The organism is Candidatus Symbiopectobacterium sp. NZEC127 (assembly GCF_025962675.1).
In the GTDB taxonomy this organism is placed as follows: domain Bacteria; phylum Pseudomonadota; class Gammaproteobacteria; order Enterobacterales; family Enterobacteriaceae; genus Symbiopectobacterium.
Genome location: NZ_JAGFPG010000001.1, coordinates 481,451 through 506,053, shown reverse-complemented (window position 1 = coordinate 506,053; position 24,603 = coordinate 481,451). Strand labels below are relative to the sequence as shown.

The following is a 24,603-nucleotide window of genomic DNA, read 5'->3' as shown; positions in this document are numbered from 1 at the left end:
ATCGGCATCCTCATGATCTTTTCTCCAGGCAGCGGCTATACTGATCGGATAGTTGTAGCAGAAACTCGGCATAACTGTCCTTACTTAGCGCGATGTTGCTTCCCAATGGATCCAGTACGCCAATGCGTACCTCCGTTCCTTTGGCAACAGCATTGATAACCGCTGGCCTGAATTGTGGCTCAGCAAAGACGCATACCGCCTTCTGCTCAACCAGTTGTGTTCGTATTTGGTGTAAACGCTGTGCACCGGGTTGAATGGCTGGGTTGATTGTGAAATAGCCTAAGGGGCTTAACCCAAAACGCTTTTCAAAATAGCCATAGGCATCGTGAAACACGAAGTAGCCCTTCCCCTTCACAGGTGCCAGCATATTAACAACTTTTTCTTCTGTCTGCGCGAGTTGATCTGTAAAATTAAGTAGATTCGCGTCTAATTTGTCTTTCTTTTGTGGCATTAGTTCCAACAATTTTGCATGAATTGCGATCGCTGTCTGTTTTGCCATCTCCGGTGACAGCCAAATGTGCATGTTGTACTCGCCATGGTGGTGCCCTTCATGGGCGTCAGCCGTATCATCTACGCCATGGTCATGATGCGCATCAGCACTGCCATGAACGTGCCCGTGTTGGTGCTCGGCTTCATCATGATCCGCAGCGTCATGATGGTCATGCTCCGCCGCTTCAGCATGCTCATCGTCGTGGTGCTCACTCTCTTTAATCAGTGCGTTCTGAATGGCAGGCAAGCTCGCCAAGGCAATCTGTTGTGATGCAGCATGAGATGCCAGCGGCTTGGTTAAAAACGCTTCCATTTCCGGCCCAACCCAAATAACCAGCTCTGCCGACTGTAAACGCTGGACATCGCTCGGGCGCAGGGCATAATCGTGAGGCGATGCGCCATCAGGTAACAGCACCTCCGTAGGCGTTACCCCATCGGCAATGGCCGCCGCGATAAACCCGAGAGGACGAACGGAGCTGACGACCGCCGCCTGCGCGCTTTCTACAGTGATACCCGCAAAGAATAGTGCACCCGCGACAAACAGGGCTTTCAATTTTTGTTCATTTGGCGATTTTTTCGGTGTAAAGCTGGATGGCATGCGCGTTTTCTCATTCATTTACCGTTAATTTTGTAATATTATAACGTCACAGACACTCTGCAAACTGAATTTTATGTCTACACTCGTTTCGCTCGATCGCATTTCCGTCGCCTTTGGTGAACGTAACGTGCTTAGCGACATTTCGCTGAACCTGCAATCGGGCCGCATTCTTACCCTGCTTGGACCCAATGGTGCAGGAAAATCCACGCTGGTACGCGTGGTGCTCGGGCTGCTGGCACCTACTGCTGGCACCCTGCACAAGCAGCCCAATTTACGCATTGGCTACGTACCGCAAAAACTGCATCTGGATGTCACCCTGCCCTTGACCGTGGGTCGTTTTATGCGTTTACGCCCCGGCGTTAAACAGCAGGATATCTTGCCCGCGCTCAAGCGGGTGCAGGCCGCCCACTTGTTAGATCAACCGATGCAAAAGCTCTCCGGTGGCGAAACACAGCGGGTGCTGCTCGCGCGCGCGCTGCTCAATCAGCCTCAATTGTTGGTGTTAGATGAGCCGACGCAAGGGGTGGATGTCAACGGACAGTTGGCGTTGTACGACCTTATCAACCAGTTGCGACAGGAATTTGACTGCGGTGTGTTGATGGTCTCGCACGACTTGCATCTGGTGATGGCCAAGACCGACGAAGTGCTGTGTCTGAATCAGCATGTATGCTGCTCTGGCGCGCCAGAAGTCGTCTCTCTGCATCCTCAATTTCTCGCCATGTTTGGCCCACGCGGCGCAGAACAATTGGCCGTCTATCGCCACCACCATAATCATCGTCACGATTTAAACGGACGCATTATTTTAAAACGACAGGGCGGCAACGACGCATGATTGATATTTTGCTCCCCGGTTGGCTGGCCGGTATTTTTCTCGCCTGCGCGGCGGGTCCGCTCGGTTCGTTCGTGGTCTGGCGACGGATGTCTTACTTCGGTGATACGCTGGCCCATGCCTCCCTGCTGGGCGTTGCCATCGGTTTTCTGCTGGATATCAACGTCTATTACGCGGTTATTCTGGTAACCCTGCTGCTGGCACTGGGATTGGTATGGCTGGAGCGTCGCCCCTATCTCGCCATCGACACGCTGCTTGGCATCATGGCGCACAGCGCGCTGTCGTTAGGGTTGGTAGTCGTTAGCCTGATGAACAACATTCGCGTTGATTTGATGGCCTACCTGTTTGGTGATTTGCTGTCGGTAACCACGCAAGATTTGTGGCTGATTGGACCTGGAGTACTGGTGGTGATCGCCATCATGTGCTGGCAGTGGCGTTCGTTGCTTTCCATGACCATCAGCCAGGAATTGGCGCACGTGGACGGTGTCAATTTACAGCGCACCCGTTTGATTCTGATGCTGGTAACCGCGTTGACCATCGGGCTTGCCATGAAATTTGTCGGTGCGCTGATCATCACCTCATTACTGATCATTCCTGCCGCTACCGCGCGCCGTTTTGCACGCACGCCGGAACAGATGGCGGGTTTAGCGGTGGTGCTGGGGATGCTGGCCGTGACCGGCGGTCTGATCTTTTCCGCCTTGTACAACACCCCAGCGGGCCCTTCCGTGGTGCTGAGCGCCTCGTTCCTGTTTATGCTGAGTCTGATTCGCAAGCAACCCGCCTGAGGGCGGGTCAGCTTCTGTCAATACCGAAGTGGCGATACGCATGCGCGGTGGCAATACGCCCGCGCGGCGTGCGCTGAATAAACCCCTGCTGAATCAGGTAAGGCTCCAGCACATCTTCAATGGTTTCCCGCTCCTCACCGATAGCCGCCGCCAGATTATCCAGCCCGACCGGTCCGCCGGTAAATTTATCGATGATGGCCAGCAGCAATTTGCGATCCATATAATCGAAGCCTTCCGTGTCTACCGCCAGCATATCCAGCGCCAGCTTTGCCGTTTCGACATCGATGGCACCGCTCGATTTTACTTCTGAGTAATCACGGACCCGGCGCAGCAAGCGATTGGCAATACGCGGCGTGCCGCGAGAGCGTCGAGCGACTTCTAACGCGCCTTCATCGGTAAGCTCCAGCCCCAGGCAAGCCGCGCTGCGACTGACAATGTGCTGTAAGTCTTCCACCTTGTAAAATTCGAGGCGTTGCACAATGCCAAAACGATCGCGCAGTGGCGATGTCAGGGAGCCAGCGCGGGTCGTCGCGCCAATCAGGGTAAACGGAGGAAGGTCGAGTTTGATTGAACGCGCGGCGGGCCCCTCACCGATCATGATATCCAGCTGGTAATCTTCCATCGCGGGATAGAGCACCTCTTCCACCACGGGCGATAAACGGTGGATTTCATCGATAAACAACACATCATGCGGTTCAAGGTTGGTCAGCAGTGCCGCCAGGTCGCCGGCCTTCTCCAACACCGGCCCTGACGTGGTGCGCAGGTTCACGTTCATCTCATTGGCGACAATATTGGCGAGCGTGGTTTTCCCTAAACCGGGTGGACCAAAAATCAGCAGGTGATCCAGTGCATCACCCCGTTTACGTGCCGCCTCAATAAAGATTTCCATCTGTTCGCGCACCACGGGTTGCCCTACGTATTCCGCCAGCATGCGTGGGCGGATCGCACGGTCAATGATCTCTTCTTCAGGGATTTCTTGCGAGGAGATCAGGCGGTCGGCTTCAATCATGGCAATTTCCTTACAGTGCGGCGCGCAGCGCTTCGCGGATCAGCATCTCACAGTCCGCACCGGGTCGGGCAATTTTCGATACCATCCGACTGGCTTCCTGCGGTTTGTAGCCCAAGGCCACCAGCGCTGAGGCCGCTTCACTTTCCGGATCTTCTTCCGGTGCCGGGGTGGATGCTGAGCTGCTGAGCGGGACATCGAGGGCCGCTGGATTAAACAGGTCTCCGCTCATACCTTTGAAGCGGTCCTTCATTTCTACCACTAACCGCTCTGCCGTTTTCTTACCGACGCCCGGCAGTTTGATCAACGTAGCGATCTCTTCTCGCTCAACGGCGCTCACGAACTGCTGGGCGGACATCCCTGAGAGGATAGCCAGCGCCAGTTTTGGCCCAACGCCGTTGGTTTTAATCAACTCACGAAATAGCGCGCGCTCTTGCTTGTTGTTAAAACCAAACAATAACTGTGCATCTTCCCGCACCACAAACTGGGTGAAAATGACCGCTTCCTGGTTCAAATCGGGCAGTTCATAAAAGCAGGTCATCGGCATATGGACTTCATAGCCAACCCCGTTGACTTCGATCAGCACCTGCGGCGGTTGTTTTTCCAGAATGATGCCTCTGAGACGACCAATCACGTTGACCTTCCTTTTCGTTACGTTAAAACCTTTTTGCTAGCTTATAGCATAAAAAAGGCTGGATGAATATCCAGCCTGATGTTCAACGCAGTCGCCCGCGCACTAAATTCAACCTGTCGGGGCCGATGCGTGCCACATTCTGACTCAAATGACAGTGCGTAATGGCAATGGCGAGCGCATCGGCGGCATCTGCCTGCGGATTCGCTGACAGCTTCAGCAAGGTACGCACCATATGCTGCACCTGACTTTTTTCTGCCGCGCCGGTGCCAACAACCGTCTGTTTTACTTGTCGGGCAGCGTACTCGAAAATGGGTAACCCTTGATTGACACCCGCCACAATCGCCACGCCGCGCGCCTGCCCCAGTTTCAGGGCTGAATCCGCATTTTTGGCCATAAAAACTTGCTCTATCGCCAGACAATCGGGCTGAAACTGGGTGATTATCTCGCTCACCCCCGCATAAATCAGCTTCAATCGCGTCGGGAGATCGTCCACCCCGGTGCGAATACAGCCGCTGCCGACATAGCTGAGCTGACGCCCTTGTTGGCGGATAATGCCATATCCGGTAATGCGTGAACCGGGGTCGATGCCAAGAATTAGCGTCATCGTGCATCGCCCCCTGTAGACGCGTTAACCGTAAGCTGCGAAAACACCATTACAGTGTTGCCGCTACCTCGTCGGAAATTTCACCGTTGTGATAAACTTCCTGCACATCATCACAGTCTTCCAGCATGTCGATCAAACGCATCAGTTTCGGTGCGGTGTCTACATCCATGTCGGCATTGGTCGACGGGATCATGGAAACTTCTGCGGATTCGGCTTTCAGACCGGCGGCATCCAGCGCATCTTTCACCTGACCGAAGGTTTCCCACGGGGTAAAGACGTCAATAGCGCCGTCGTCGTAGGTCACAACGTCATCAGCACCGGCTTCCAGCGCAGAATCCATCACCTGATCTTCATCCAGGCCCGGCGCGTAAGAGATAACGCCTTTTTTGGTGAACAGATAGGAAACGGAACCATCGGTACCCAGGTTACCCCCGCATTTGGTGAAGGCATGGCGCACTTCGGATACGGTACGGTTGCGGTTGTCACTCAGACATTCCACCATCACCGCCGTGCCGCCAGGGCCGTAACCTTCATAAATGATGGTTTCCATGTTGTTATCTTCATCGCCACCGACACCGCGTGCAATGGCGCGGTTCAGGGTATCGCGCGTCATGTTGTTGGAGAGCGCTTTATCGATGGCCGCACGCAGACGCGGGTTGGAGCCCGGATCGCCGCCGCCCAAACGAGCCGCCGTCACCAGTTCGCGGATAATTTTGGTAAAGATTTTGCCGCGTTTTGCATCCTGCGCCGCTTTACGGTGCTTTGTGTTGGCCCACTTACTATGACCTGCCATAAAAATCTCCGAAAAAAGCCTCTTCAGGCCGGATAAATAACAAATTCTTCAATCGCCTGCCGGTTGCTCCACGATTTGGTCAGTTGCGCCGCCTCGGACGCCGCTAACCAACGGTAGGCAAGATGCTCGGTGAGAATCACCTCGCGTTCACTCGGCAACGCCAGACAGAACCAGTGTTCCATATTGTGCGTGATGCCGGGGGCATAGCGACGTCTCAAATGAGCAAAAAGCTCAAACTCGACACAGCGCTGACAGTCAAACAGTGATAACCCCTCAGCGGCGATATCGATGTTAACTTCTTCTTTCACTTCGCGCTGCGCGGTAAGCGCCGCGGTTTCGCCTTCCTCAAGGCTGCCGGTAACCGACTGCCAAAAATCGGGATCGTCGCGACGCTGAAGCATCAGCACCCGCCCGGTATCCTGAGCATAAATAACGATCAGGGCCGAAACGGGACGCTTATAAGCCATCGGCGGTTACTCCGCATCCTGCACAGGTTTCGCTTTCGCCACCACGGCAATTGACAGCTCGGCTAACGATGCCGGATTGGCGTAGCTCGGCGCTTCCGTCATCAGACAGGCCGCTGCGGTGGTTTTCGGGAAGGCGATAACGTCGCGAATGTTCTCGGTGCCGGTCAACAGCATCACCAGACGGTCCAGACCAAACGCCAGACCGGCATGCGGCGGTGTACCGTATTTCAGCGCGTCCAGCAGGAAGCCGAATTTTTCACGCTGTTCCTGTTCATTGATACCCAGAATGCGGAACACCGTCTGTTGCATTGTACTGCTATGAATACGCACGGAACCGCCACCCACTTCATAGCCGTTCAGCACCATATCGTAGGCGTTGGCGATGGCTGAAACCGGGTTGCTTTCCAGTGCTTCAGGCGTCATATCACGCGGTGAAGTAAACGGGTGGTGCATGGCAGCCAAACCGCCTTCGCCGTCGTCTTCAAACATCGGGAAGTCGATGACCCACAGCGGTCTCCAGCTCGCCAGATTGGTCAGGCCGAGATCGCGTCCCAGTTTAAGACGCAGCGCACCCAACGCGTCTGTCACCACTTTCGCGCTGTCCGCACCGAAGAACAGAATGTCGCCGTCCTCGGCCGCCGTGCGTTCCAACAGGGCTGTCAGCAGCGTTTCATTCAGGAATTTAGCCACCGGACTGGAAATTCCTTCGAGCCCTTTCGCCTTCTCGTTAACTTTAATATAGGCAAGGCCCTTAGCCCCGTAGATCTCAATAAATTTGCCGTATTCATCAATCTGTTTGCGGCTTAATTGCGCACCGCCCGGTACGCGAATCACCGCCACACGGCCTTTGGCATCGTTAGCCGGGCCGGAGAACACTTTAAAGTCGATCGTTTTAAGCAGATCGGCGACATCCACCAGTTCCAGCGGGTTACGCAGGTCAGGTTTGTCGGAGCCAAAACGGCGCATGGCTTCAGCAAACGTCATGATCGGGAAATCACCCAGATCGACGCTCAAAATCTCCTGCCACAGTTCACGCACCAGTTTCTCCATCACTTCACGCACCTGCGGTGCCGTCATGAAGGAGGTTTCGACGTCAATCTGGGTAAATTCTGGCTGGCGATCCGCACGCAAGTCTTCATCACGGAAGCATTTAACAATCTGGTAGTAGCGATCGAAACCGGACATCATCAGCAATTGCTTGAACAACTGCGGCGATTGCGGCAGCGCGTAGAATTTGCCTTTGTGCACCCGGCTTGGCACCAGGTAATCGCGCGCCCCTTCCGGCGTCGCCTTGGTCAGCATCGGCGTTTCAATATCCAGAAAATCGTGGCCGTCCATAAAGCGACGCACAAAGCTGGTAATACGCGCACGGGTTTTTAACCGCGTCGCCATTTCCGGGCGGCGCAAGTCGAGATAGCGGTATTTCAAACGCGCTTCTTCGGTGTTGGTTTGGTTAGCATCCAGCGGCAACGGCTCTGAGCGGTTGATAATGGTCAGCGCGGTCGCAAACACTTCCACTTCGCCGGTAGACATATCCTTATTCACCTGACTTTCAGGGCGTGCACGCACCACGCCGGTCAGTTGAATGCAGAATTCGTTACGCAGTTCTGACGCCAGAGTGAAAGCATCCTGCCGATCGGGGTCGAAAAACACCTGGACCACGCCGTCGCGGTCACGCATATCGATAAATATCAAACCACCCAGATCGCGGCGACGGTTAACCCAACCGCACAATGTCACTTCCTGGCCCACATGGGACGCGTTTAGTTGTCCACAATATTCAGTACGCATTACGATGTCCTTTTGAGCAATCACGCTAGAAACAATCTCAACGAGATATAATCACACCTACAACCACCACGCCAGAGAGCACCGGCCAAACCGCATCGTCGCAGTGAGTGCAACACGCAGGATCCATAAAACCTATCGGTTCCACAACACTCACGGATTTCACAAACACAGCAACGTTTCCCCACGCATCAGGTCACAACGGTGTTTTTTTACACGGTATGGTAGTTCTGGATTGCTGTTCAGTAAAAAAAGGTGGCTATTATAAAGGATATTCCCCGGAACGATAAGAGTGAAGCGGTTTCCGGGCAGTGATATGTCGCAAGAATCGTGAGAATTCCCTCTCGGTTAAAAAAATGTTTTACTGTCTCTCACTCTGTTAATGGGTTGCAACGGAATGTTTATTGGCTTACCACAATGGCAACATCCCGCCTGGCACAAGTTCGGACTGCGCACGCTGGCGGACTACGCGCGGTATTTCAACTGTGTGGAAGGCAACACCACGTTTTATGCGCTACCCAGCGCCGACAGCGTATTACGCTGGCGCGACATGACCTCTGACAGTTTCCGCTTCTGCTTCAAATTTCCGGCCACCATCAGCCATCAGGCGGGGCTGCGCCACTGTGAAGAGGAAACGCGCCAGTTTTTTCATTGCCTGCAACCGCTCGCCTCGCGCGTTGGGCAATTCTGGTTGCAGCTTCCAGCGGCCTTTTCGCCCGAGCAACTCCCCGATTTATGGCGTTTTCTCGATACGTTACCGCAGGAGTTCAGCTATGGCGTGGAAGTTCGTCACCTTGCGTTTTTTGCCAAAGGCGAGGATGAACGGCAACTGAACCAAGGACTTCAACAACGGGGCATCGACAGGATCATGCTCGACAGCCGCCCGGTGCACCACGCGTTGCCTGATACGCCCGCCCTGCTCGAAGCCCAACGGAAAAAACCGCGTTTACCGGTTCATGCGGTGCTGACCGCACAGCAACCCGCCATCCGATTCATTGGCAATGAGGATATTGCCGACAATTTGCGCTGGTTTGCCCCCTGGATTGATAAACTGACGCTCTGGCAAGAACATTCTCCGTATCTGTTTATCCATACGCCTGACATTGGCAATGTGCTACCGCTGGCGCAGGCGATGTGGCCGCTGTTAGAGCCGGTTATCGCAGCCTGCCCGCCGCGCCCTGACTGGCCGCAGCAGGACGCCTTATTTTAAACAAAGATAAAACAGCAATATATTAAAAGGCTTTTTTTAGTATTTTTTATTATAACTTCAGGTTTTGAACTGCTTTTTTTTTAAAAGCAGACATTACAGGCGACAGTCTGACAGCAGACAGCTATCATTCTGCCAGCCGAAGTCGGTTAATATTTTCTGTCAGGCAAGGTTTGCCCGACAATGGAGTGGAACATGGTAAGCGCGCTCTACGTGGTGCTTGGCGCATTGTTGCTGGTAAAACTGTCTCTCGATGTGGTTAAACTGCGGATGCAATATCGCGTAGCCTACGGAGACGGTGGTTTTTATGAATTACAGACCGCCATTCGGGTGCACGGCAATGCCGTAGAATACCTCCCCATCGGTGCGATTCTTCTGGTGCTGATGGAAATGAACGGTGCATTGATCGTCATGATCCACCTGTGCGGGATGTTGCTGATTATTGGCCGGCTGTTTCACTACGTCGGGTTACGCCAACGTGAATTCCGCTGGCGTCGCACCGGAATGGCCGCTACCTATGCCTCATTGGTATTGATGTCACTGTTCAATCTTTACTACCTTCCCTGGGAATTGGTGCTCACGCTGTATTAACGGCGCCTGTGACTCTGGCGCGCTGCACGTGCGATGGCGCGCCGCAAGGACACAGACTTTCCTCTCGATATTTGCTAGACTGTGCCACCTTTTTTATTAACCGCACCGTTACCCCGTGTCCATCATGCCAAATCGCGATACGCTTTTTTCTGTTCCCATAGCCCACCTCGGTGACTGGACCTTTGACGAACGCGTCGCTGAAGTCTTTCCCGATATGGTTCAGCGCTCCGTCCCCGGTTATTCCAATATTATTTCCATGATCGGCATGTTGGCCGAGCGTTTCGCCAAACCCGATACCCAGATTTACGATCTGGGCTGCTCGCTCGGTGCCGCTACGCTGTCGATGCGGCGTAATATTCAGGCAGCGGGCTGCCACATTATCGCCGTTGACAATTCACCCGCGATGATAGAACGCTGTCGTCGCCATATTGACGCTTTTCGCGCTGCCACCCCCGTTAAGGTGATCGAGGCTGATATCCGCGATATCGTCATCGAGAATGCCTCTCTGGTGGTGCTCAACTTCACCTTGCAATTCCTGGCACCGGAAGAACGGCAGACGCTGTTAACGCGGATCTATCAAGGCTTGAACCCCGGTGGGGCGCTGGTGTTATCGGAGAAATTCAGCTTTGAAGATAGCAAGGTGGGCGAGCTGTTATTCAACATGCACCACGATTTCAAACGGGCAAATGGCTACAGCGAATTAGAGATCAGCCAAAAGCGCAATATGCTGGAAAATGTGATGCTGACCGATTCGGTGGAAACCCATAAATCTCGTCTGGCACAGGCCGGATTTCAACACAGCGAAGTGTGGTTCCAGTGCTTTAATTTTGGTTCGTTACTGGCGCTAAAAGCTGAGGATAATGCGTGATCGATTTTGGCAATTTTTATCAGCTTATCGCGAAAGGTCCATTAAGCCATTGGTTAAACACGCTGCCTGCACAGTTGAGTGCATGGCAACGGGAATCACTGCACGGCAAATTTAAACAGTGGTTCAATGCCGTTGAAGCCTTGCCCGAATTAACCCCCTCGCAGTTAGATGTGCAACACAGCGTCACCGCCGCTTTACAGCCGGACCTCAGCGAGGGTCAACGTGAAGGGCTTGAAGTGCGCCTGCGTCAACTGATGCCGTGGCGTAAAGGACCCTATTCGCTTTATGGTGTCAATATCGACACCGAATGGCGCTCTGACTGGAAATGGGAACGTCTGACGCCCCATATCAGCCCTTTGCAGGGCCGTCTGGTGCTGGATGTCGGCTGCGGCAGCGGTTATCACCTGTGGCGCATGGTCGGTGCCGGTGCGCATCTGGCCGTGGGCATCGACCCGATGCAGCTTTTCGTCTGCCAATTTGAAGCGGTACGCAAACTACTGGGTAACGACCAACGGGCGCATGTATTACCGCTGGGCATCGAACAGCTGCCGGAACTCGCCGCCTTCGATACGGTATTTTCCATGGGCGTGCTTTATCACCGCCGCTCACCGCTCGATCATCTGTGGCAGTTGAAAAATCAGTTGGTTTCCGGCGGAGAGCTGGTGTTGGAAACGCTGGTTATCGAGGGTGATGAAAATGCCGTGCTGGTACCCGGCGAGCGTTACGCGCAGATGCGCAATGTCTACTTTATTCCCTCTGCTCTGGCGCTGGTGCGCTGGTTGGAAAAGTGCGGTTTTGTCGACGTGCGTATCGTCGATCATTGCGTCACCACCCTTGAAGAGCAGCGCAGAACCTCATGGATGACCACGGAATCATTGGCCGATTTTCTCGATCCCAACGATCACCGTAAAACCTGTGAAGGTTACCCCGCGCCGCTGCGTGCGGTGATAGTGGCACGTAATCCTTAGTGTCTCACCCCGGTGCCATGCCGGGGTTTTACTTGCTATTTATCGTTGCATCCGTTCCTGATCTAGCCTACATGCTTTGATATTTCTGACTACGCGTTATATTTACTTCCGCAAGATTTCGTAATGCATAATCGCGCCACATTAAATAAGGCCATAACCTGATATAAAAATAATTTTTTTCCTCATATCATCACTCCTCATATTAACAGGGAGTCATCAATATGATACCGTCCACGTCAAGTGCAACGCTTTCAACTCACTCAATTTCGACATCCCAGAGTTCGTCACACGGAAACACTGCGACAGTGTCAACATCGGGGCTGGTAACAAAAAAGTTATCTTCGGTAACGCCCGATCACGCCTGTATTGAAAAACAAGATCATCTTAATCAATCAAAAGATGATATTGATAAATTGACTCAGTCCGGTGAGTGTGAAAAGCCCAGTTTTGGCGAGCGAGTAGGTCGAGAAATTGATCGATTTGTGCCAAAAGTTAAAAGAGAAACTGAACGTGTTGAGCAACAAGTTGAACGAGGAACTGAACGTATTAAGCAACAAGCTAAAAATGAGTTCAAGCGCTGGTTTAAATAATAACAATAGCGGAACGGTTACACCGATTTTCGTTTTTTTGATACCACTGCGCGTACGGTAATTAAACGCTGGTCAGAGGAAACCCGTTATAACATTTCAACGGTAATCACTAGTACGCGTATTGCAGCCCTCCCGCTGGCGGGATATAGTGATGGTTCGGCGTGATCTGCGCCGCCATCCGCGGAAAGGGCTGCGCCCAAGACAAGTAGGCAACCTCAAGGTTACGACTCCCCACCTGAATGCGGATAAGGTTCTGGAAAGGAGCTCGTATGTCTGTACATCCGATAAGTAATGGTCACATCAGCCTTGTGCAACAACGCAAACGCGCAAAAGAGTTGCTGCAACGTATCAAGGCAGGCCTCGAGCCTGAAAAATTAGCGCTGCTTCATCGTCTTAATCCAACGTCCAACGTTACCCTTGCCAGCGCACAGTGGTTAATTGCGCGTGATGTGGGGTTTGACAGTTGGCCAAAGCTTAAAGCGCATGTGGATGCCATTGCATTTGCCCGGCGTCATCCCCATTTCGCCGCTGATGATGAAAGCAAAACCCAGCACTGGCGCTGCGGCAATGATATTGAACACAGTCTGCGACTCGCCGGTTTTCGCGGCACATTTCACAGCTATACCGACCCGCTGGCGATGGGCCCCGTTCAGGACATCCCCTTTGCAGACTACCGCACGGCGCGCTGCACCTATATCCAGCAGGCATTTCAATTGGACGCCGATGACGTGATGCGTCGTTTTGACGAGGAGCAGGCGCAGTGGCAACGTTTACCCGATGCAGAACATGCGGTGCTGTGGTGCGAAGCCGATCCTTACGACCAACTGTTTTTGATCCGCACGCTCTCGACACTCGAAAAGCAGCCACAAAAGCTTGAGCTTATCGCTGTTGACGATATACCGGGCGTGAAGCGTTTTATTGGGCTCGGGCAACTATCACCCGATGTATTGGCCTGGCTCTGGACGCAGCGCCAAACGGTGCCTGCCGATGCACTAACGCTGGCGCGCCTTGCCTGGTCGGCCTGGTGCGCGCCCTCACCGGTAGCGCTCTTTACGCTCACTCAGCGTGAACACGCCACATTGCCTTATCTCTCCCGTTCCTTGCGCCGATTATTGCAAGAATTGCCGGGTATCAACGACGGTCTTTCTCTGACTGAACGCCTGTCATTACAGTATATTGCGCAGTCCGGCCCTGTCAGCCTCAGAAAGGTATTCAGAGAGCTGATCGGCCAGCGCGATCCGCTGCCTTATATGGGTGACATGATGTTCTATTCCGCCATCAGACCATTGATACTAGGTCCAAACCCACTGCTACGTATCAACACGGCGGCAGATACTGAAGCCCTGCAAACGGTGGAATTAACGCCGCTCGGGAATGACATGCTCAACGGCAACGCTTACTGGCTTGATGTTGCACCGCAGTCTCGCTGGGTGGGCGGGGTTTGCCTTACGCCCCGTGAAGGACACTGGGCGGTGGACAATAATGGGCGTCCGGTATGGCGGGATTCGTAGTGTAGTTTTCAACGCAAGCAGAATATATAATCATTGCGGTCACAAACCCCGACCGACTGGTCGGGGTTTGTGATGCACTGCATTTAATTTCACAGCAGTGCCTTCTAAAGAAAGAAATGGGTAATCATAGGGTTATTACACCGCTCGGGACTGCATGGGACATCATACAACCTTGAGTAATTCTCTTTTTTGATATCACTCATCCTCCTGCGTAGGCGAACATAGTACAGGGAACTTAATTCATACGGGGAAGTGATATGTTCACGATTAAAAATAACGCTCTTTCACATTCAGCATCGTTAATAAACATAACACCATCGCAGCGTGCTGAAGAATATCATGCAGGCAGTGTTTCTCAATCCTCGCAAACTCAACCGAGTCAGGAGCAATATCAAGCTATCTGGTCAACATGGGAGAGTAATGCTCCCCAAGGTGAAGGTGAACTACGGAACGTTGCAGTTTTGCGAATGCAAGATTGTCTTGAAAGGGCAAGCACTTCTCTTGACTTAGCTAACCTTGAACTGAGTTCATTACCTGATGTTATCCCCGACCAGCTAATAAAATTAAATGTTTCGAACAATAAACTTGATAAATTACCGACTCGACTTCCTGAAAACCTTCAACAACTATACGCAATGAATAATTGCCTGACAACTTTACCAGAAACACTTCCTAAAACCCTCACTTTCTTATCACTTTATAATAACAGACTGGAGTCGTTGCCTAAAAACCTGCCCGAAAATATCTCTGAATTATATCTATGCCAAAATGCCTTGAAGAAATACCCTGAAGACTTACCGCCTTTCGTAAAACATTTAGACCTAAGTGAAAACAGCATCGAAGGGGCAATTACAAACTGCCCTCAAAAACTAAAAAGAATAGATTTAAGCCATAATAAAATCGAACATATATTATGCGATTTCTCTAAAAAGACCAAATATATTGACTTAAGATATAATCAAATAAAAGAAATACCTGACAGCATCATGAATTTGTCGCCCAAAGCCGACATTGATCTTCTTGGCAACCCACTTTCAGTAGAGACCTTTCAGAAATTGCGCCTCGCCGACCAAGACCCTGATTATTCAGGACCAATAATTGTGTACGCGATGGGATAGCGTAAGAAAAAAAGCCCCGGCAAACCGCCGGGGCTTGGTACTCGCAAGCAAACCCGAGGGAATGCTGCGCGGTAAAGGACTCGTTCGACGGGCTTTCAGCACTCAGGGGACAGGAACCGGCTGACACCCCGCATTCAGTACGCGCTTCATTTCGGCAACGATGTCGCCGTCAACGCAATAGTGGCTGAATTCGTCCAGATCGCTTTCAGCATCTGAACACATAGAGACGCCCACTTTGCGAAACCGCATCGCCGAGGGAAGCCAGTGTCCGGCTGAACTGTGCAGTTCCTGAATACCGCTTCGCTGAAATTTATGCAGGTTGGTCAAACGCACGCCTGCTCCCGCCATAATAATTGGACCACGGCTCGCATGGGTTAGTTCACGCAATAACGTTAATCCGTTTTCAGCTTGCTGCTGCTGGCCTGATGTCAACACGCGCGCCACGCCCAAATCGGTGAGCTGTTGCAGCGCCATGTGGGGATTCAAGCACAGATCGAAGGCGCGATGGAATGTCACCGCCATCCCCTCACAGAGCGCCATCACGGCTTTCATGCGCGGCAGATCGATATGCCCTTCTTCATCCAACACACCGACCACCACGCCGGGAAAACCCATTTCTTTAATACGCTGAATATCATACTGAATGGTACGAAACTCACTGTCGCTGTAGCAGAAATCCCCGCCGCGCGGGCGTACAATCGGATGCACCGGCAGCCGTACCCTGCTCCGTGCCTCTGCCAGAACACCATAGCTGGGCGTCAGTCCGCCCTCACGCTGGCCTGCACAGAGTTCAATGCGGTCGGCTCCCGCCAGTTCCGCCGTAAGTGCGCAATCAACGCTGTAACAGCATACTTCCAACTTAGACATTTACTCTCTCCCGCCTGCGTCACATTGCGCTGTGACCATTGCACCATTTACCAGCACGCTATGGCTTTAGGGTAAATATGGCATCTGAATAAAAATGCAAAGGAGAGCCGAGTCACAGAGGGCAGGATTGCCCCGAGGCTATCCATGACGTGTCACACAATTTTTACCAAAAGCCTTCAGCAGATAGCAGCATCCGGCTCACTCCCGCTCGCTGGCGATGACCTCACGGATCGAATACGGATGGAACTTGATAGTGGTTGTCCCGTCGCTCACGGCCAACGTGGGATTGGGCAGTCGTTCTTTATCGCTGCCGGGTTGGCTGAATTTCAGCGTAATACGCGGAGAGGCTAGCGCCCGATCGGAGAGACAAGCCAGCGCGCGTGCATGCAACGTCTCTGGATTGCCCGCTAATACAAATTCGACATGCTCCCACCCTTCATTGGGATAAAAGCGCTGACCGGGCCAGGGTAATTCAATACAGTCTATGCTCAACGGGCCCACGGTTATTTTTTCGTTCAGCGAAAAAAGGCAAATAGGACGTCCGTTAATGTGATTTTCAGAAATTAATACCCCCATCGTTAATAACGCTTCTTTCCATTGTGCCGCTGTCGTATTTTGGTTGCAGCGCAACGCGATATGATCTGCTTCAAATTGCGACAAATCCAATGCCAGCGTATCCGCTAACTGTAACAACGCGCACTCAAAGCGGGCCAAATCTTGTTGAAGCGCAGGGGGAAGCATTCCAGACATTGCATTTCCTAACAGTAAAAATAATTAATTTTCAAATAGTAACGCCTGTGCTTTTTTTGCCACCATTCCGGCACAAGCCAGGTGCAGAGCGCTCTGGCTCATCGGGCACCGCACAAAAAGCCTACTGGTGCATGCAACAGATGCTGTAACATTCTGAAACATAACGTGATAAACATCACTTTATGCTATATCCCTTCATTGTTAATCACATCACCGTATTTGATAAGGATATCGAACGGCAGCGGAATTTATAAACACAGCGCAGTAAATAGTACACAATAACTAAATACACCTAATTCCTACGTCAATTATACGGATTTAGGGAATATTCTTAAAAGAAAAGATTAATCTTAAACCTCTTGACCTACATTGTAACACCTAACAAAAACAGGTAATTTGTTATCGTATCGCAATAGTATACAGAGAAATAATTATGATTTTAGCCATTTTATCGGTTCTGCTTATTGCCATTGCGGCATATGCAATTTTTAAACATTTTAAAACAAGGGAAAGTCAACGTATCGGAACCAACCATCGGGGAAGAAAGCGTTAACCCTATTTTGTTAGCGCTGGCTCTATTCTTCTTCTTTGCCCCTCTTTTCGACGCGTTACCCACCTCTTCGTGCTCTATCCCCCTTGCATTTTCTCAGGAAAATTCTCGCGGGGAAGGCTTGCCCTGCTGACGTCTCAGCCCAAATATGGTATAAGCGAGGGCTAAATTTTTATTAAAGGTATCCAGGTGAATATTCAGGCTCTTCTTTCGGAAAAAGTCAGCCAGGCATTGGTTGCAGCGGGTGCGCCCAACGGCACAGACCCGCAGGTGCGCCAGTCAGCCAAGGCTCAGTTTGGTGATTACCAGGCCAATGGTGTCATGGCGGCAGCGAAAAAACTTGGGCTTGCTCCACGACAACTGGCAGAGACGGTAGTTCAGCATCTGGCATTGGAAGGCGTTGTCGCCAAAATAGAGATCGCCGGTCCGGGATTTATCAACCTGTTTCTGGATGCGCAGTGGCTGGCACAACAAACCGAACGGGCTTTGAACGCACCGAAGTTGGGTATCACCCCTGTCACGCCGCAAACCATCGTGGTTGACTATTCTGCGCCTAACGTTGCCAAAGAAATGCACGTCGGCCACCTACGCTCCACCATTATTGGCGATGCAGCGGTCCGCACCCTTGAGTTTCTCGGACACAAGGTTATTCGCGCCAACCACGTCGGTGACTGGGGAACACAGTTCGGTATGCTGATTGCCCATCTGGAAGATGTGCAGAAAGACACCTCCGGCGAGCTGGTATTACCCGATCTGGAAGCCTTCTACCGTGAAGCGAAACTGCGTTACGATGAAGATGCCGCCTTCGCTGAGCGCGCCCGCCACTACGTGGTGAAGTTACAGGGCGGTGATGTTTATTTCCGCGAACTGTGGAGCAAGCTGGTTGATGTCACCATGACGCAAAACCAGCTCACCTATGATCGTCTGAATGTCACTCTGACCAAAAATGACGTCATGGGTGAAAGCCTCTATAACGCTATGTTACCGGAGATTGTTGCCGATCTGAAGGCAAAAGGCCTGGCCGTTGAAAGTGAAGGGGCGACGGTGGTTTTCCTTGATGAGTTCAAAAACAAGGAAGGCGAACCGATGGGCGTCATCGTTCAGAAGAAAGATGGCGGCTATCTCTATACCACCACCGACATTGCCTGCGCCAAGTACCGCTACGAGACGTTGGAGGCCAATCGCGTTCTCTACTATATCGATTCCCGCCAGCACCAGCATTTGATGCAAGCATGGACTATTGTGCGCAAAGCGGGCTACGTGCCAGATTCGGTATCGCTGGAACACCATATGTTCGGCATGATGCTGGGCAAAGATGGCAAACCGTTTAAAACCCGTGCGGGTGGCACCATCAAGCTGGCGGACCTGTTAGACGAAGCCTATGAGCGCGCATTAACGCTGATCGCCGGTAAAAACCCGGATATGGAACAAGATGAGTTGCGTGAACTGGCGCGCGTTGTCTCCATCGGTGCAGTGAAATATGCCGATCTGTCAAAAAGCCGTACCACGGACTACGTTTTTGACTGGGATAACATGCTCGCGTTTGAAGGCAATACCGCCCCCTATATGCAGTATGCCTACACCCGCGTCGCCTCGATTTTCAAACGCGCTAATCTGGATAAAGCCTCACTGACGCAGCCTGTGGTACTGAATGATGGGCGAGAAACGGCGCTGGCAACCCGCCTGATGCAGTTTGAAGAAACCATCACCACCGTGGCGCGCGAAGGTACGCCGCACGTGATGTGTGCTTACTTGTACGATCTTGCCGGCTTGTTCTCTGGTTTCTACGAGCATTGCCCGATTCTGAATGCCGACAGCGATGCGGAGCGCGAAAGCCGCCTGAAACTGGCCCTGTTGACCGCAGAAACGCTGAAACAAGGATTAAGCACCCTGGGCATTGAAACCGTCGATAAGATGTAACAGCATCACGTTATAAAAAAACGGTGGCTCAGGCCACCGTTTTTCTTTGGTTTTATCACATACCGGCTTCGGTCACAGACCGCGACGCGCAAAATCGCGCGGACGGAAGCCAAGCAGCGCCAGCATCGCAAAGTAGGTGCCAGCCCCCGCCACCACCACCAGCATCAGACGCGAAATACGCACTGTCATGCCGCCGATGTCCCAGGCGGGCATCCACACTAACAGCGCTATCAATACCGCCGACATGGCAAGCACAGCGATAACCAGTTTGACCAGAAACGAGCCCCATCCCGGACGTGGTTGGAAAAGCTGCTGTTTGCGCAATTGCCAATAGAGCAGCCCGGCATTCAGGCAAGAGGCCAACCCAATGGAAAGTGCCAGCCCGGCATGCTGTAGCGGCCCGATAAAGATCAGGTTCATCACCTGCGTCAGCGCCAGCGTGACCAGCGCAATTTTCACCGGCGTTTTGATATCCTGTCGAGAATAGAACCCCGGCACCAGCACTTTCACCACAATCAGTCCCATTAATCCGATGGCGTAGGCAATCAACGCCCGCTGGGTCATCAATGCATCCAGCGCGCTGAACTTGCCATACTGGAACAGCGCAACAATCAACGGTTTCGACAAAATGCCCAAGGCAACCGCGCTCGGCAGCGCCAACAGAAAACAGAGACGCAGCCCCCAATCCATCAGGTGTGAATAGGCCTCCTGATCGCCACTGGCAACGCTTTTCGCCAGCGATGGCAGCAAAATCGTGCCTAAAGCGACACCCAGCACGCCGGAAGGGAACTCCATCAGTCGGTCAGCGTAGTACATCCACGAGACCGCGCCCTCACTGAGAAAGGAGGCGAAAATGGTGTTAATGATCAACGAGATTTGGCTAACGGACACGCCCAGAATCGCAGGGGCCATCAGTTTCATCACTCGCCCGACGCCGGGGTGACGCCATTTAAAGCGCGGCAAGACCAACATTCCGATCTTCTTGAGATGCGGCAGTTGGTAAACCAATTGCAACACGCCGCCCAACAACACCGCCCAGGCCAACGCTAACACCGGTGGATCAAAATAGGGGGTGGCGAACAGGGCGAAACCAATCATGCTGATATTGAGAAAGGTCGGCGCAAACGCCGGAACGGAGAAACGGTTCCAGGTGTTTAATACCGATCCCACCATGGATGTCAGTGATATCAGCAAGATATACGGGAAGGTAATGCGCAACAGCGCTGAGGTCAGCGCAAACCGATCGGGCGTGGCGGCAAACCCCGGAGCCGTCACCACAATAACCCAGGGCGCAGCGATCATCCCGGCCACGGTCACTAGCGCCAGCACCAGCGTCAACATGCCTGACACATAGGCAAGAAAGGTACGCGTCGCCTCATCCCCTTGTTGGCTTTTGTATTCAGCCAGTATCGGAACAAATGCCTGCGAGAAGGCGCCTTCTGCAAAAACGCGACGCAGCAGGTTCGGCAGTTTAAAGGCGACGAAAAAGGCGTCTGTTGCCATCCCGGCACCAAACACCCGTGCGACAATGGCATCGCGGATAAAGCCCAAAACGCGCGATAACATGGTCATTGAACTGACCGCAGCCAATGATTTTAATAAATTCATCCGATTCGATTCGATTCTGTTGTGTCGAGAGTTACAGCGGAACGCAGCCCGCCAAGCGTGGCGACAGTCTACGCATCAGGGGCGGAATAGCCACCCTTGATGCTAAGCCATCGCAGGATTCAGCATGATGTGAGCAGCGACTCAACCACTCGCTGCGCCAGAATCGCCTGCTCGCCTGACGTCTGTGGTTGAACACCTTGCTCCAGTGAGTCAACAAAATGGTGAATCGCCCCCACAAAACCGCGCTGTTCCAAAATACTTTGCCAGGACGGTGCGGGGTGTCGCGTGACAATCCCACCGCTCTCCTGCCAGCAATCGCTAAGATTATCGACATGGTGAATAGCCCCCTGCCCGATCATCTGCACCGACTCACGCTGGCTGCCCGCGCACCGATGCATGCTGGTGACAATCTGACAGGTTGCTGAAGCAAACAGATGTTCAGCAAAAACAAGCTGCCCTGCCGTATTATTGCGAATGACGCCGCCTTGTAACACCGCGCCCTTGCCCGCCAGCCACAGAGCCGTATCAACCACGTGCAGGTAATCATCCAACAGGGTGAAACGTGCCGGTTGCGGACCCACGTTATCCGCGCGGTGTTTCTCCACCCGCACAGAATCCGGATGCGGTAACGTTGATTTCAGCGATTGATAACCGGGGGCGAAACGGCGGTTAAATCCGACCATCACGGTTTTTCCCTGACGCTCGGCTAACGCTAACAACGCCTCGGCCTGCGGCAGCGTTTCCGCCAACGGCTTGTCGACATACACGTGCACGCCAAGGCGCAATAACGCGCTGATTACCTCGTAGTGGCTGGCGGTGCTGCTGTGTACCATCACGGCGTCGCACGCATTCGCCAACGCTTCCAGTGACGAATAACCTGACAGGCGATATTGCTGGCACAGCGTGCGCATTTTTTGCTGATCCGGGGAAAAGACGCCGGCAAATCTCCAGCGTGTTTCCTGGCTCAGCACCGGCAGATAGGCCTTTTGCGCAATCGAACCGAGCCCAACCATGCCGATACGGATCGGCTGTGCGTCCGTTTTCGCTGTATTCATTGTGTCACCTTCACTAAGGGAACCATTCTCTCGGGCATTACTCAGGATTGTTGCGACAGCAAGTGCGCCAATTGCTGTTTCAATTCGGCCACGTCTTGCTCCAGCACACGCACGCGCTGCGCGAGATCCGTCGAGTCAGTTTCTAGGCGCTCTTCAGCGCTGTCAGCGGCGGTCGCGACGGGTTCATCATCGCCAAACAGGTGCATGAAGCGGTGCTCCCGCTTACCCGGCTCACGCGCCAAACGCACCACAAAGGGGCCATCCTCCCGGGTTTGCAGCAGTGTCAGCGTCTGTTCGACTTCATCGACATCCGCAAATTCATGCAAGCGCGCCGCACGCGTGCGCAATTCACCCGGCGTTTGCGCCCCGCGCAGCAGCAGCGTCGCGACCAACGCCACTTCCGCCGAGGAAAACTTCAGATTACCGAACTCAGAGTTGCAAAATCGGTGCTCATACTTCATCACGCGATTACCAAAACCACTCAGGGTTCTGACAACGTGTTTTTTAACCAGCAGATCGAGCGTTTGTTGCACCTCGCTTTCACTGAGATCCAACACCGGCTCGCGGTTGGTTTTCTGATTACATGCCGTTGCCACACCGTTTAGCGACATGGGGTACTGTTCTGGCGTGGTGATCTGTTTTTCCAGCAAACAGCCCACCACGCGCAACGCTTTAGCATCAAACTGATATTTCATTCTCTGGGCTCCTATCGCTGCGGCGTCCAATGTTCATTCGTCAAGGCAGTCAGAACGTGATCCTGCCAGGTGCCGTCGATTAACAAGTATTTTTTAGCATAGCCTTCACGTTCAAAACCCAGCCGCGTCAACAGATTACCGCTACGCTGGTTGTGCGGCATGTAGTTAGCCATAATACGGTGCATGTGCTGTTGGCGCTGCATATAGCGCAGCGCAGGCTGCAAGGCTTCATACATCATGCCCTGCCCCTGCCATTTCTCACCGAGCGAATAGCCCAGATAGCAGGCGTGGAAGGAGCCACGCAGTACGTTACTGAAATTGGCAACCCCACGCACCTCGTTTTCATTCGGATCGAGCAGCAGGAAGTAATAAGCCGATCCTTGCTTATGCATGTCATTGATCACACTAAGCCGCGCTTGCCAGCCCGAAGGATAACAATGGCTGGCATCACGCACCGGCTCCCAGGGTTTTAAAAAATCACGGTTCTCCGCATAGTATTCCGCCAGACGCCAGGCATCACGTTCGTGGGCTAAACGCACGACCAGCCTGTCCGTTGTCATATATACCCGTGCCGGGGTTGAACGATAGCCAAACATCTCTGCCTCGTTTTTTGCGTTGTTCGATAAGAAAAATTTATCGCGATAATTTGTAGTACAGGTTTAACTGGAAAAACCAGCCCCCAAACAGGGAACCACACGCCTAACCACGAAAAACACCGATACTCGCTACTATAACCGCATCAATTCTCTGGCGTAAAACCTCCTGCGGTGACTTATTACGCAATTACTGCAATATCGCCGCACTTTGGCTAAAAAAAAGCCATTCAAACTGCACTCACAGACGTTCGGTACGATAAAAAAATATTGTCCTGTAAAGACTATCCCGCCATCCGATTAGGGTACAAAATAGACGTGTTGTAACTCTTTCTTTTTTTTCTCTTGTGGTGAAACATGCCTCTGATGTCACAAGCTCGGAGTCTCGGCAAATATTTCCTTCTATTAGACAATATGCTGGTGGTTCTGGGTTTTTTTGTAGTCTTCCCGCTTATTTCCATACGCTTTGTTGACGATCTGGGTTGGGCAGCCTTGCTGGTGGGTATCGCACTCGGATTACGTCAGTTTATTCAACAGGGATTAGGTGTTTTTGGCGGTGCCATTGCCGACCGGTTTGGCGCTAAACCGATGATCATCACTGGCATGTTGTTGCGCGCCGCGGGTTTTATGTTTATGGCTATCGCCACCGAACCCTGGCTGCTCTGGCTCTCCTGTGCGCTCTCTGGCCTGGGCGGCACGCTGTTCGATCCTCCGCGCACCGCACTGGTGGTAAAACTGGTTCGTCCGCAGGAACGTGGGCGCTTCTACTCATTGCTGATGATGCAAGACAGTGCCGGGGCGGTTATCGGTGCGCTGATTGGCAGTTGGCTGCTGCAATATGACTTTACCGTCGTGTGCTGGGGCGGTGCTGTCCTGTTCGTGCTGGCGGCGGCATTGAACGCCTGGCTGTTACCCGCCTATCGTATCTCGACCGTGCGTACGCCGATTTCAGAAGGTCTGCTGCGCGTCATTCGCGATCGGCGCTTCCTGATTTATGTACTGACGCTGACCGGTTACTACATGCTCGGCGTGCAGGTTCTGTTAATGCTGCCGATCATGGTCAATGAGATTGCGGGCACGCCCTCAGCGGTGAAATGGATGTATGCGATTGAAGCCATGCTGTCGCTCAGTTTGCTCTATCCGATTGCGCGCTGGAGCGAAAAGCGCTTTCGTCTGGAACAACGTCTGATGGCAGGGTTGTTTATCATGACGCTGAGCCTGTTTCCCATCGGCATGACCACCACACTGCCGACGCTGCTGATGCTTATCAGTCTGTTTTACATGGGATCGATTATTGCTGAACCGGCGCGTGAAACATTGAGCGCGTCACTGGCCGATGCGCGTGCGCGCGGCAGTTACATGGGTTTCAGTCGTCTGGGGCTGGCACTGGGCGGCGCGTTAGGCTACAGCGGCGGCGGGTGGTTGTTTGATACCGGGCATCGGCTGCATATGCCGGAACTGCCGTGGTTTATGTTAGGCATCATCGGTTTAGTTACGCTAGCTACCCTGTATTGGCAGTTCAATCTGCGTAAAATAGCATCGGCCATGCTTGGCGAACATTAAGGGTAATGCTGGCGCTAACTGCCAATTTTAGTGCTTTCGGCGCTATCTGATAGTTTTGCTGGGGCTAATGCGGCAGTGTATACCCTCGTCCGTTAGCCCGCAGATTTTCTGCTACGCTCAGGACACCCTTGCTATCTTTAAACCGCCATACCTTGA

24 protein-coding genes are annotated in these 24,603 nt (G+C 52.7%); 11 read left to right on the top strand and 13 right to left on the bottom strand.

All coding sequences use genetic code 11. From position 1 onward, the window contains the following. Nucleotides 1–10: 10 nt before the first annotated feature. A complete protein-coding gene (znuA, locus tag J5069_RS02260) occupies nucleotides 11–1,087 on the bottom strand; it encodes a zinc ABC transporter substrate-binding protein ZnuA (protein ID WP_264642318.1) in 1,077 nt (358 codons plus the stop codon). A gap of 73 nt (nucleotides 1,088–1,160) precedes the next feature. Here znuA and znuC point away from each other — a divergent pair, with 73 nt between their 5' ends. After that, complete coding sequence (znuC, locus tag J5069_RS02255; RefSeq protein ID WP_264642317.1) at nucleotides 1,161–1,919, top strand: zinc ABC transporter ATP-binding protein ZnuC; 759 nt, start codon at nucleotides 1,161–1,163, stop codon at nucleotides 1,917–1,919. Beyond that, nucleotides 1,916–2,701: a zinc ABC transporter permease subunit ZnuB gene (znuB, locus tag J5069_RS02250; protein ID WP_264642316.1), complete on the top strand. Its 786-nt coding sequence runs from the start codon at nucleotides 1,916–1,918 to the stop codon at nucleotides 2,699–2,701. Before znuC ends, znuB begins: the two co-directional genes overlap by 4 nt. 7 nt (nucleotides 2,702–2,708) lie before the next feature. Here the strand turns inward: znuB and ruvB are convergent, their stop codons facing one another. From ruvB to aspS, 6 genes are all read right to left on the bottom strand, one after another. After that, nucleotides 2,709–3,710 carry a Holliday junction branch migration DNA helicase RuvB gene (ruvB, locus tag J5069_RS02245; protein WP_264642315.1) on the bottom strand — a complete coding sequence of 334 codons (1,002 nt, stop codon included), beginning with the start codon at nucleotides 3,708–3,710 and terminating at the stop codon, nucleotides 2,709–2,711. Between the two features lie 10 nt (nucleotides 3,711–3,720). Beyond that, nucleotides 3,721–4,341, bottom strand: coding sequence for a Holliday junction branch migration protein RuvA (gene ruvA, locus J5069_RS02240; RefSeq protein WP_264642314.1), 621 nt, complete (start codon nucleotides 4,339–4,341; stop codon nucleotides 3,721–3,723). 82 nt (nucleotides 4,342–4,423) lie between these two features. Beyond that, nucleotides 4,424–4,945 carry a crossover junction endodeoxyribonuclease RuvC gene (gene ruvC, locus J5069_RS02235; protein WP_264642313.1) on the bottom strand — a complete coding sequence of 174 codons (522 nt, stop codon included), beginning with the start codon at nucleotides 4,943–4,945 and terminating at the stop codon, nucleotides 4,424–4,426. Between the two features lie 49 nt (nucleotides 4,946–4,994). Beyond that, on the bottom strand, nucleotides 4,995–5,738 hold the full coding sequence (locus J5069_RS02230; RefSeq protein ID WP_264642312.1) for a YebC/PmpR family DNA-binding transcriptional regulator: 744 nt from the start codon (nucleotides 5,736–5,738) through the stop codon (nucleotides 4,995–4,997). 23 nt (nucleotides 5,739–5,761) lie between these two features. Then, complete coding sequence (gene nudB / locus J5069_RS02225) at nucleotides 5,762–6,205, bottom strand: dihydroneopterin triphosphate diphosphatase (protein WP_264642311.1); 444 nt, start codon at nucleotides 6,203–6,205, stop codon at nucleotides 5,762–5,764. A 6-nt stretch (nucleotides 6,206–6,211) separates the two neighbouring features. After that, a complete protein-coding gene (gene aspS, locus J5069_RS02220; RefSeq protein ID WP_264642310.1) occupies nucleotides 6,212–7,996 on the bottom strand; it encodes an aspartate--tRNA ligase in 1,785 nt (594 codons plus the stop codon). A 394-nt stretch (nucleotides 7,997–8,390) separates the two neighbouring features. Here aspS and J5069_RS02215 point away from each other — a divergent pair, with 394 nt between their 5' ends. From J5069_RS02215 to J5069_RS02185, 7 genes are all read left to right on the top strand, one after another. After that, entirely contained in the window at nucleotides 8,391–9,203 is an 813-nt protein-coding gene (locus J5069_RS02215) for a DUF72 domain-containing protein (RefSeq protein WP_264642309.1), read from the top strand. A gap of 192 nt (nucleotides 9,204–9,395) precedes the next feature. Then, nucleotides 9,396–9,791 (top strand): MAPEG family protein, encoded by a 396-nt coding sequence (locus J5069_RS02210; protein ID WP_264642308.1) that lies wholly within the window; start codon nucleotides 9,396–9,398, stop codon nucleotides 9,789–9,791. Nucleotides 9,792–9,915: 124 nt separating this feature from the next. After that, complete coding sequence (gene cmoA / locus J5069_RS02205) at nucleotides 9,916–10,659, top strand: carboxy-S-adenosyl-L-methionine synthase CmoA (RefSeq protein WP_264642307.1); 744 nt, start codon at nucleotides 9,916–9,918, stop codon at nucleotides 10,657–10,659. Beyond that, complete coding sequence (cmoB, locus tag J5069_RS02200; protein WP_264642306.1) at nucleotides 10,656–11,627, top strand: tRNA 5-methoxyuridine(34)/uridine 5-oxyacetic acid(34) synthase CmoB; 972 nt, start codon at nucleotides 10,656–10,658, stop codon at nucleotides 11,625–11,627. Before cmoA ends, cmoB begins: the two co-directional genes overlap by 4 nt. Nucleotides 11,628–11,932: 305 nt before the next feature. Then, on the top strand, nucleotides 11,933–12,217 hold the full coding sequence (locus tag J5069_RS02195; RefSeq protein WP_264642305.1) for a hypothetical protein: 285 nt from the start codon (nucleotides 11,933–11,935) through the stop codon (nucleotides 12,215–12,217). 269 nt (nucleotides 12,218–12,486) lie between these two features. Then, the gene (locus J5069_RS02190; protein WP_264642304.1) at nucleotides 12,487–13,728 is read left to right on the top strand and encodes a DUF1835 domain-containing protein; all 1,242 of its coding nucleotides are present in this window, start codon (nucleotides 12,487–12,489) and stop codon (nucleotides 13,726–13,728) included. 257 nt (nucleotides 13,729–13,985) lie between these two features. Further along, complete coding sequence (locus J5069_RS02185; protein ID WP_264642303.1) at nucleotides 13,986–14,846, top strand: leucine-rich repeat domain-containing protein; 861 nt, start codon at nucleotides 13,986–13,988, stop codon at nucleotides 14,844–14,846. A gap of 102 nt (nucleotides 14,847–14,948) precedes the next feature. Here the strand turns inward: J5069_RS02185 and cutC are convergent, their stop codons facing one another. Both cutC and J5069_RS02175 read right to left on the bottom strand, forming a co-directional pair. Beyond that, the gene (gene cutC, locus J5069_RS02180) at nucleotides 14,949–15,713 is read right to left on the bottom strand and encodes a copper homeostasis protein CutC (protein WP_264642302.1); all 765 of its coding nucleotides are present in this window, start codon (nucleotides 15,711–15,713) and stop codon (nucleotides 14,949–14,951) included. Between the two features lie 198 nt (nucleotides 15,714–15,911). Further along, complete coding sequence (locus J5069_RS02175) at nucleotides 15,912–16,454, bottom strand: VOC family protein (RefSeq protein ID WP_264643701.1); 543 nt, start codon at nucleotides 16,452–16,454, stop codon at nucleotides 15,912–15,914. Nucleotides 16,455–17,202: 748 nt separating this feature from the next. Here J5069_RS02175 and argS point away from each other — a divergent pair. Continuing rightward, nucleotides 17,203–18,933 (top strand): arginine--tRNA ligase, encoded by a 1,731-nt coding sequence (gene argS / locus J5069_RS02170; protein WP_264642301.1) that lies wholly within the window; start codon nucleotides 17,203–17,205, stop codon nucleotides 18,931–18,933. A 72-nt stretch (nucleotides 18,934–19,005) separates the two neighbouring features. Here the strand turns inward: argS and murJ are convergent, their stop codons facing one another. From murJ to rimJ, 4 genes are all read right to left on the bottom strand, one after another. Next, nucleotides 19,006–20,541 carry a murein biosynthesis integral membrane protein MurJ gene (gene murJ, locus J5069_RS02165; RefSeq protein WP_264642300.1) on the bottom strand — a complete coding sequence of 512 codons (1,536 nt, stop codon included), beginning with the start codon at nucleotides 20,539–20,541 and terminating at the stop codon, nucleotides 19,006–19,008. 119 nt (nucleotides 20,542–20,660) lie between these two features. Continuing rightward, nucleotides 20,661–21,596, bottom strand: a complete 936-nt coding sequence (locus J5069_RS02160; protein ID WP_264642299.1) for a Gfo/Idh/MocA family protein — start codon at nucleotides 21,594–21,596, stop codon at nucleotides 20,661–20,663. A gap of 41 nt (nucleotides 21,597–21,637) precedes the next feature. Then, nucleotides 21,638–22,291: a YceH family protein gene (locus J5069_RS02155; RefSeq protein WP_264642298.1), complete on the bottom strand. Its 654-nt coding sequence runs from the start codon at nucleotides 22,289–22,291 to the stop codon at nucleotides 21,638–21,640. A gap of 11 nt (nucleotides 22,292–22,302) precedes the next feature. Continuing rightward, nucleotides 22,303–22,887 (bottom strand): ribosomal protein S5-alanine N-acetyltransferase, encoded by a 585-nt coding sequence (gene rimJ, locus J5069_RS02150; protein ID WP_264642297.1) that lies wholly within the window; start codon nucleotides 22,885–22,887, stop codon nucleotides 22,303–22,305. A gap of 354 nt (nucleotides 22,888–23,241) precedes the next feature. Here rimJ and mdtH point away from each other — a divergent pair, with 354 nt between their 5' ends. Next, complete coding sequence (gene mdtH, locus J5069_RS02145) at nucleotides 23,242–24,447, top strand: multidrug efflux MFS transporter MdtH (RefSeq protein WP_264642296.1); 1,206 nt, start codon at nucleotides 23,242–23,244, stop codon at nucleotides 24,445–24,447. The last annotated feature ends 156 nt before the right edge of the window (nucleotides 24,448–24,603 follow it).

What these genes read in the sequence shown, in the direction of transcription:
- znuA (WP_264642318.1), bottom strand. Translation starts at nt 1,087, where the DNA reads ATGCCATCCAGCTTTACACCGAAAAAATCGCCAAATGAACAAAAATTG.
- znuC (WP_264642317.1), top strand. Translation starts at nt 1,161, where the DNA reads ATGTCTACACTCGTTTCGCTCGATCGCATTTCCGTCGCCTTTGGTGAA.
- znuB (WP_264642316.1), top strand. Translation starts at nt 1,916, where the DNA reads ATGATTGATATTTTGCTCCCCGGTTGGCTGGCCGGTATTTTTCTCGCC.
- ruvB (WP_264642315.1), bottom strand. Translation starts at nt 3,710, where the DNA reads ATGATTGAAGCCGACCGCCTGATCTCCTCGCAAGAAATCCCTGAAGAA.
- ruvC (WP_264642313.1), bottom strand. Translation starts at nt 4,945, where the DNA reads ATGACGCTAATTCTTGGCATCGACCCCGGTTCACGCATTACCGGATAT.
- J5069_RS02230 (WP_264642312.1), bottom strand. Translation starts at nt 5,738, where the DNA reads ATGGCAGGTCATAGTAAGTGGGCCAACACAAAGCACCGTAAAGCGGCG.
- nudB (WP_264642311.1), bottom strand. Translation starts at nt 6,205, where the DNA reads ATGGCTTATAAGCGTCCCGTTTCGGCCCTGATCGTTATTTATGCTCAG.
- aspS (WP_264642310.1), bottom strand. Translation starts at nt 7,996, where the DNA reads ATGCGTACTGAATATTGTGGACAACTAAACGCGTCCCATGTGGGCCAG.
- J5069_RS02215 (WP_264642309.1), top strand. Translation starts at nt 8,391, where the DNA reads ATGTTTATTGGCTTACCACAATGGCAACATCCCGCCTGGCACAAGTTC.
- J5069_RS02210 (WP_264642308.1), top strand. Translation starts at nt 9,396, where the DNA reads ATGGTAAGCGCGCTCTACGTGGTGCTTGGCGCATTGTTGCTGGTAAAA.
- cmoA (WP_264642307.1), top strand. Translation starts at nt 9,916, where the DNA reads ATGCCAAATCGCGATACGCTTTTTTCTGTTCCCATAGCCCACCTCGGT.
- J5069_RS02190 (WP_264642304.1), top strand. Translation starts at nt 12,487, where the DNA reads ATGTCTGTACATCCGATAAGTAATGGTCACATCAGCCTTGTGCAACAA.
- J5069_RS02185 (WP_264642303.1), top strand. Translation starts at nt 13,986, where the DNA reads ATGTTCACGATTAAAAATAACGCTCTTTCACATTCAGCATCGTTAATA.
- cutC (WP_264642302.1), bottom strand. Translation starts at nt 15,713, where the DNA reads ATGTCTAAGTTGGAAGTATGCTGTTACAGCGTTGATTGCGCACTTACG.
- J5069_RS02175 (WP_264643701.1), bottom strand. Translation starts at nt 16,454, where the DNA reads ATGCTTCCCCCTGCGCTTCAACAAGATTTGGCCCGCTTTGAGTGCGCG.
- murJ (WP_264642300.1), bottom strand. Translation starts at nt 20,541, where the DNA reads ATGAATTTATTAAAATCATTGGCTGCGGTCAGTTCAATGACCATGTTA.
- J5069_RS02160 (WP_264642299.1), bottom strand. Translation starts at nt 21,596, where the DNA reads ATGAATACAGCGAAAACGGACGCACAGCCGATCCGTATCGGCATGGTT.
- J5069_RS02155 (WP_264642298.1), bottom strand. Translation starts at nt 22,291, where the DNA reads ATGAAATATCAGTTTGATGCTAAAGCGTTGCGCGTGGTGGGCTGTTTG.
- rimJ (WP_264642297.1), bottom strand. Translation starts at nt 22,887, where the DNA reads ATGTTTGGCTATCGTTCAACCCCGGCACGGGTATATATGACAACGGAC.
- mdtH (WP_264642296.1), top strand. Translation starts at nt 23,242, where the DNA reads ATGCCTCTGATGTCACAAGCTCGGAGTCTCGGCAAATATTTCCTTCTA.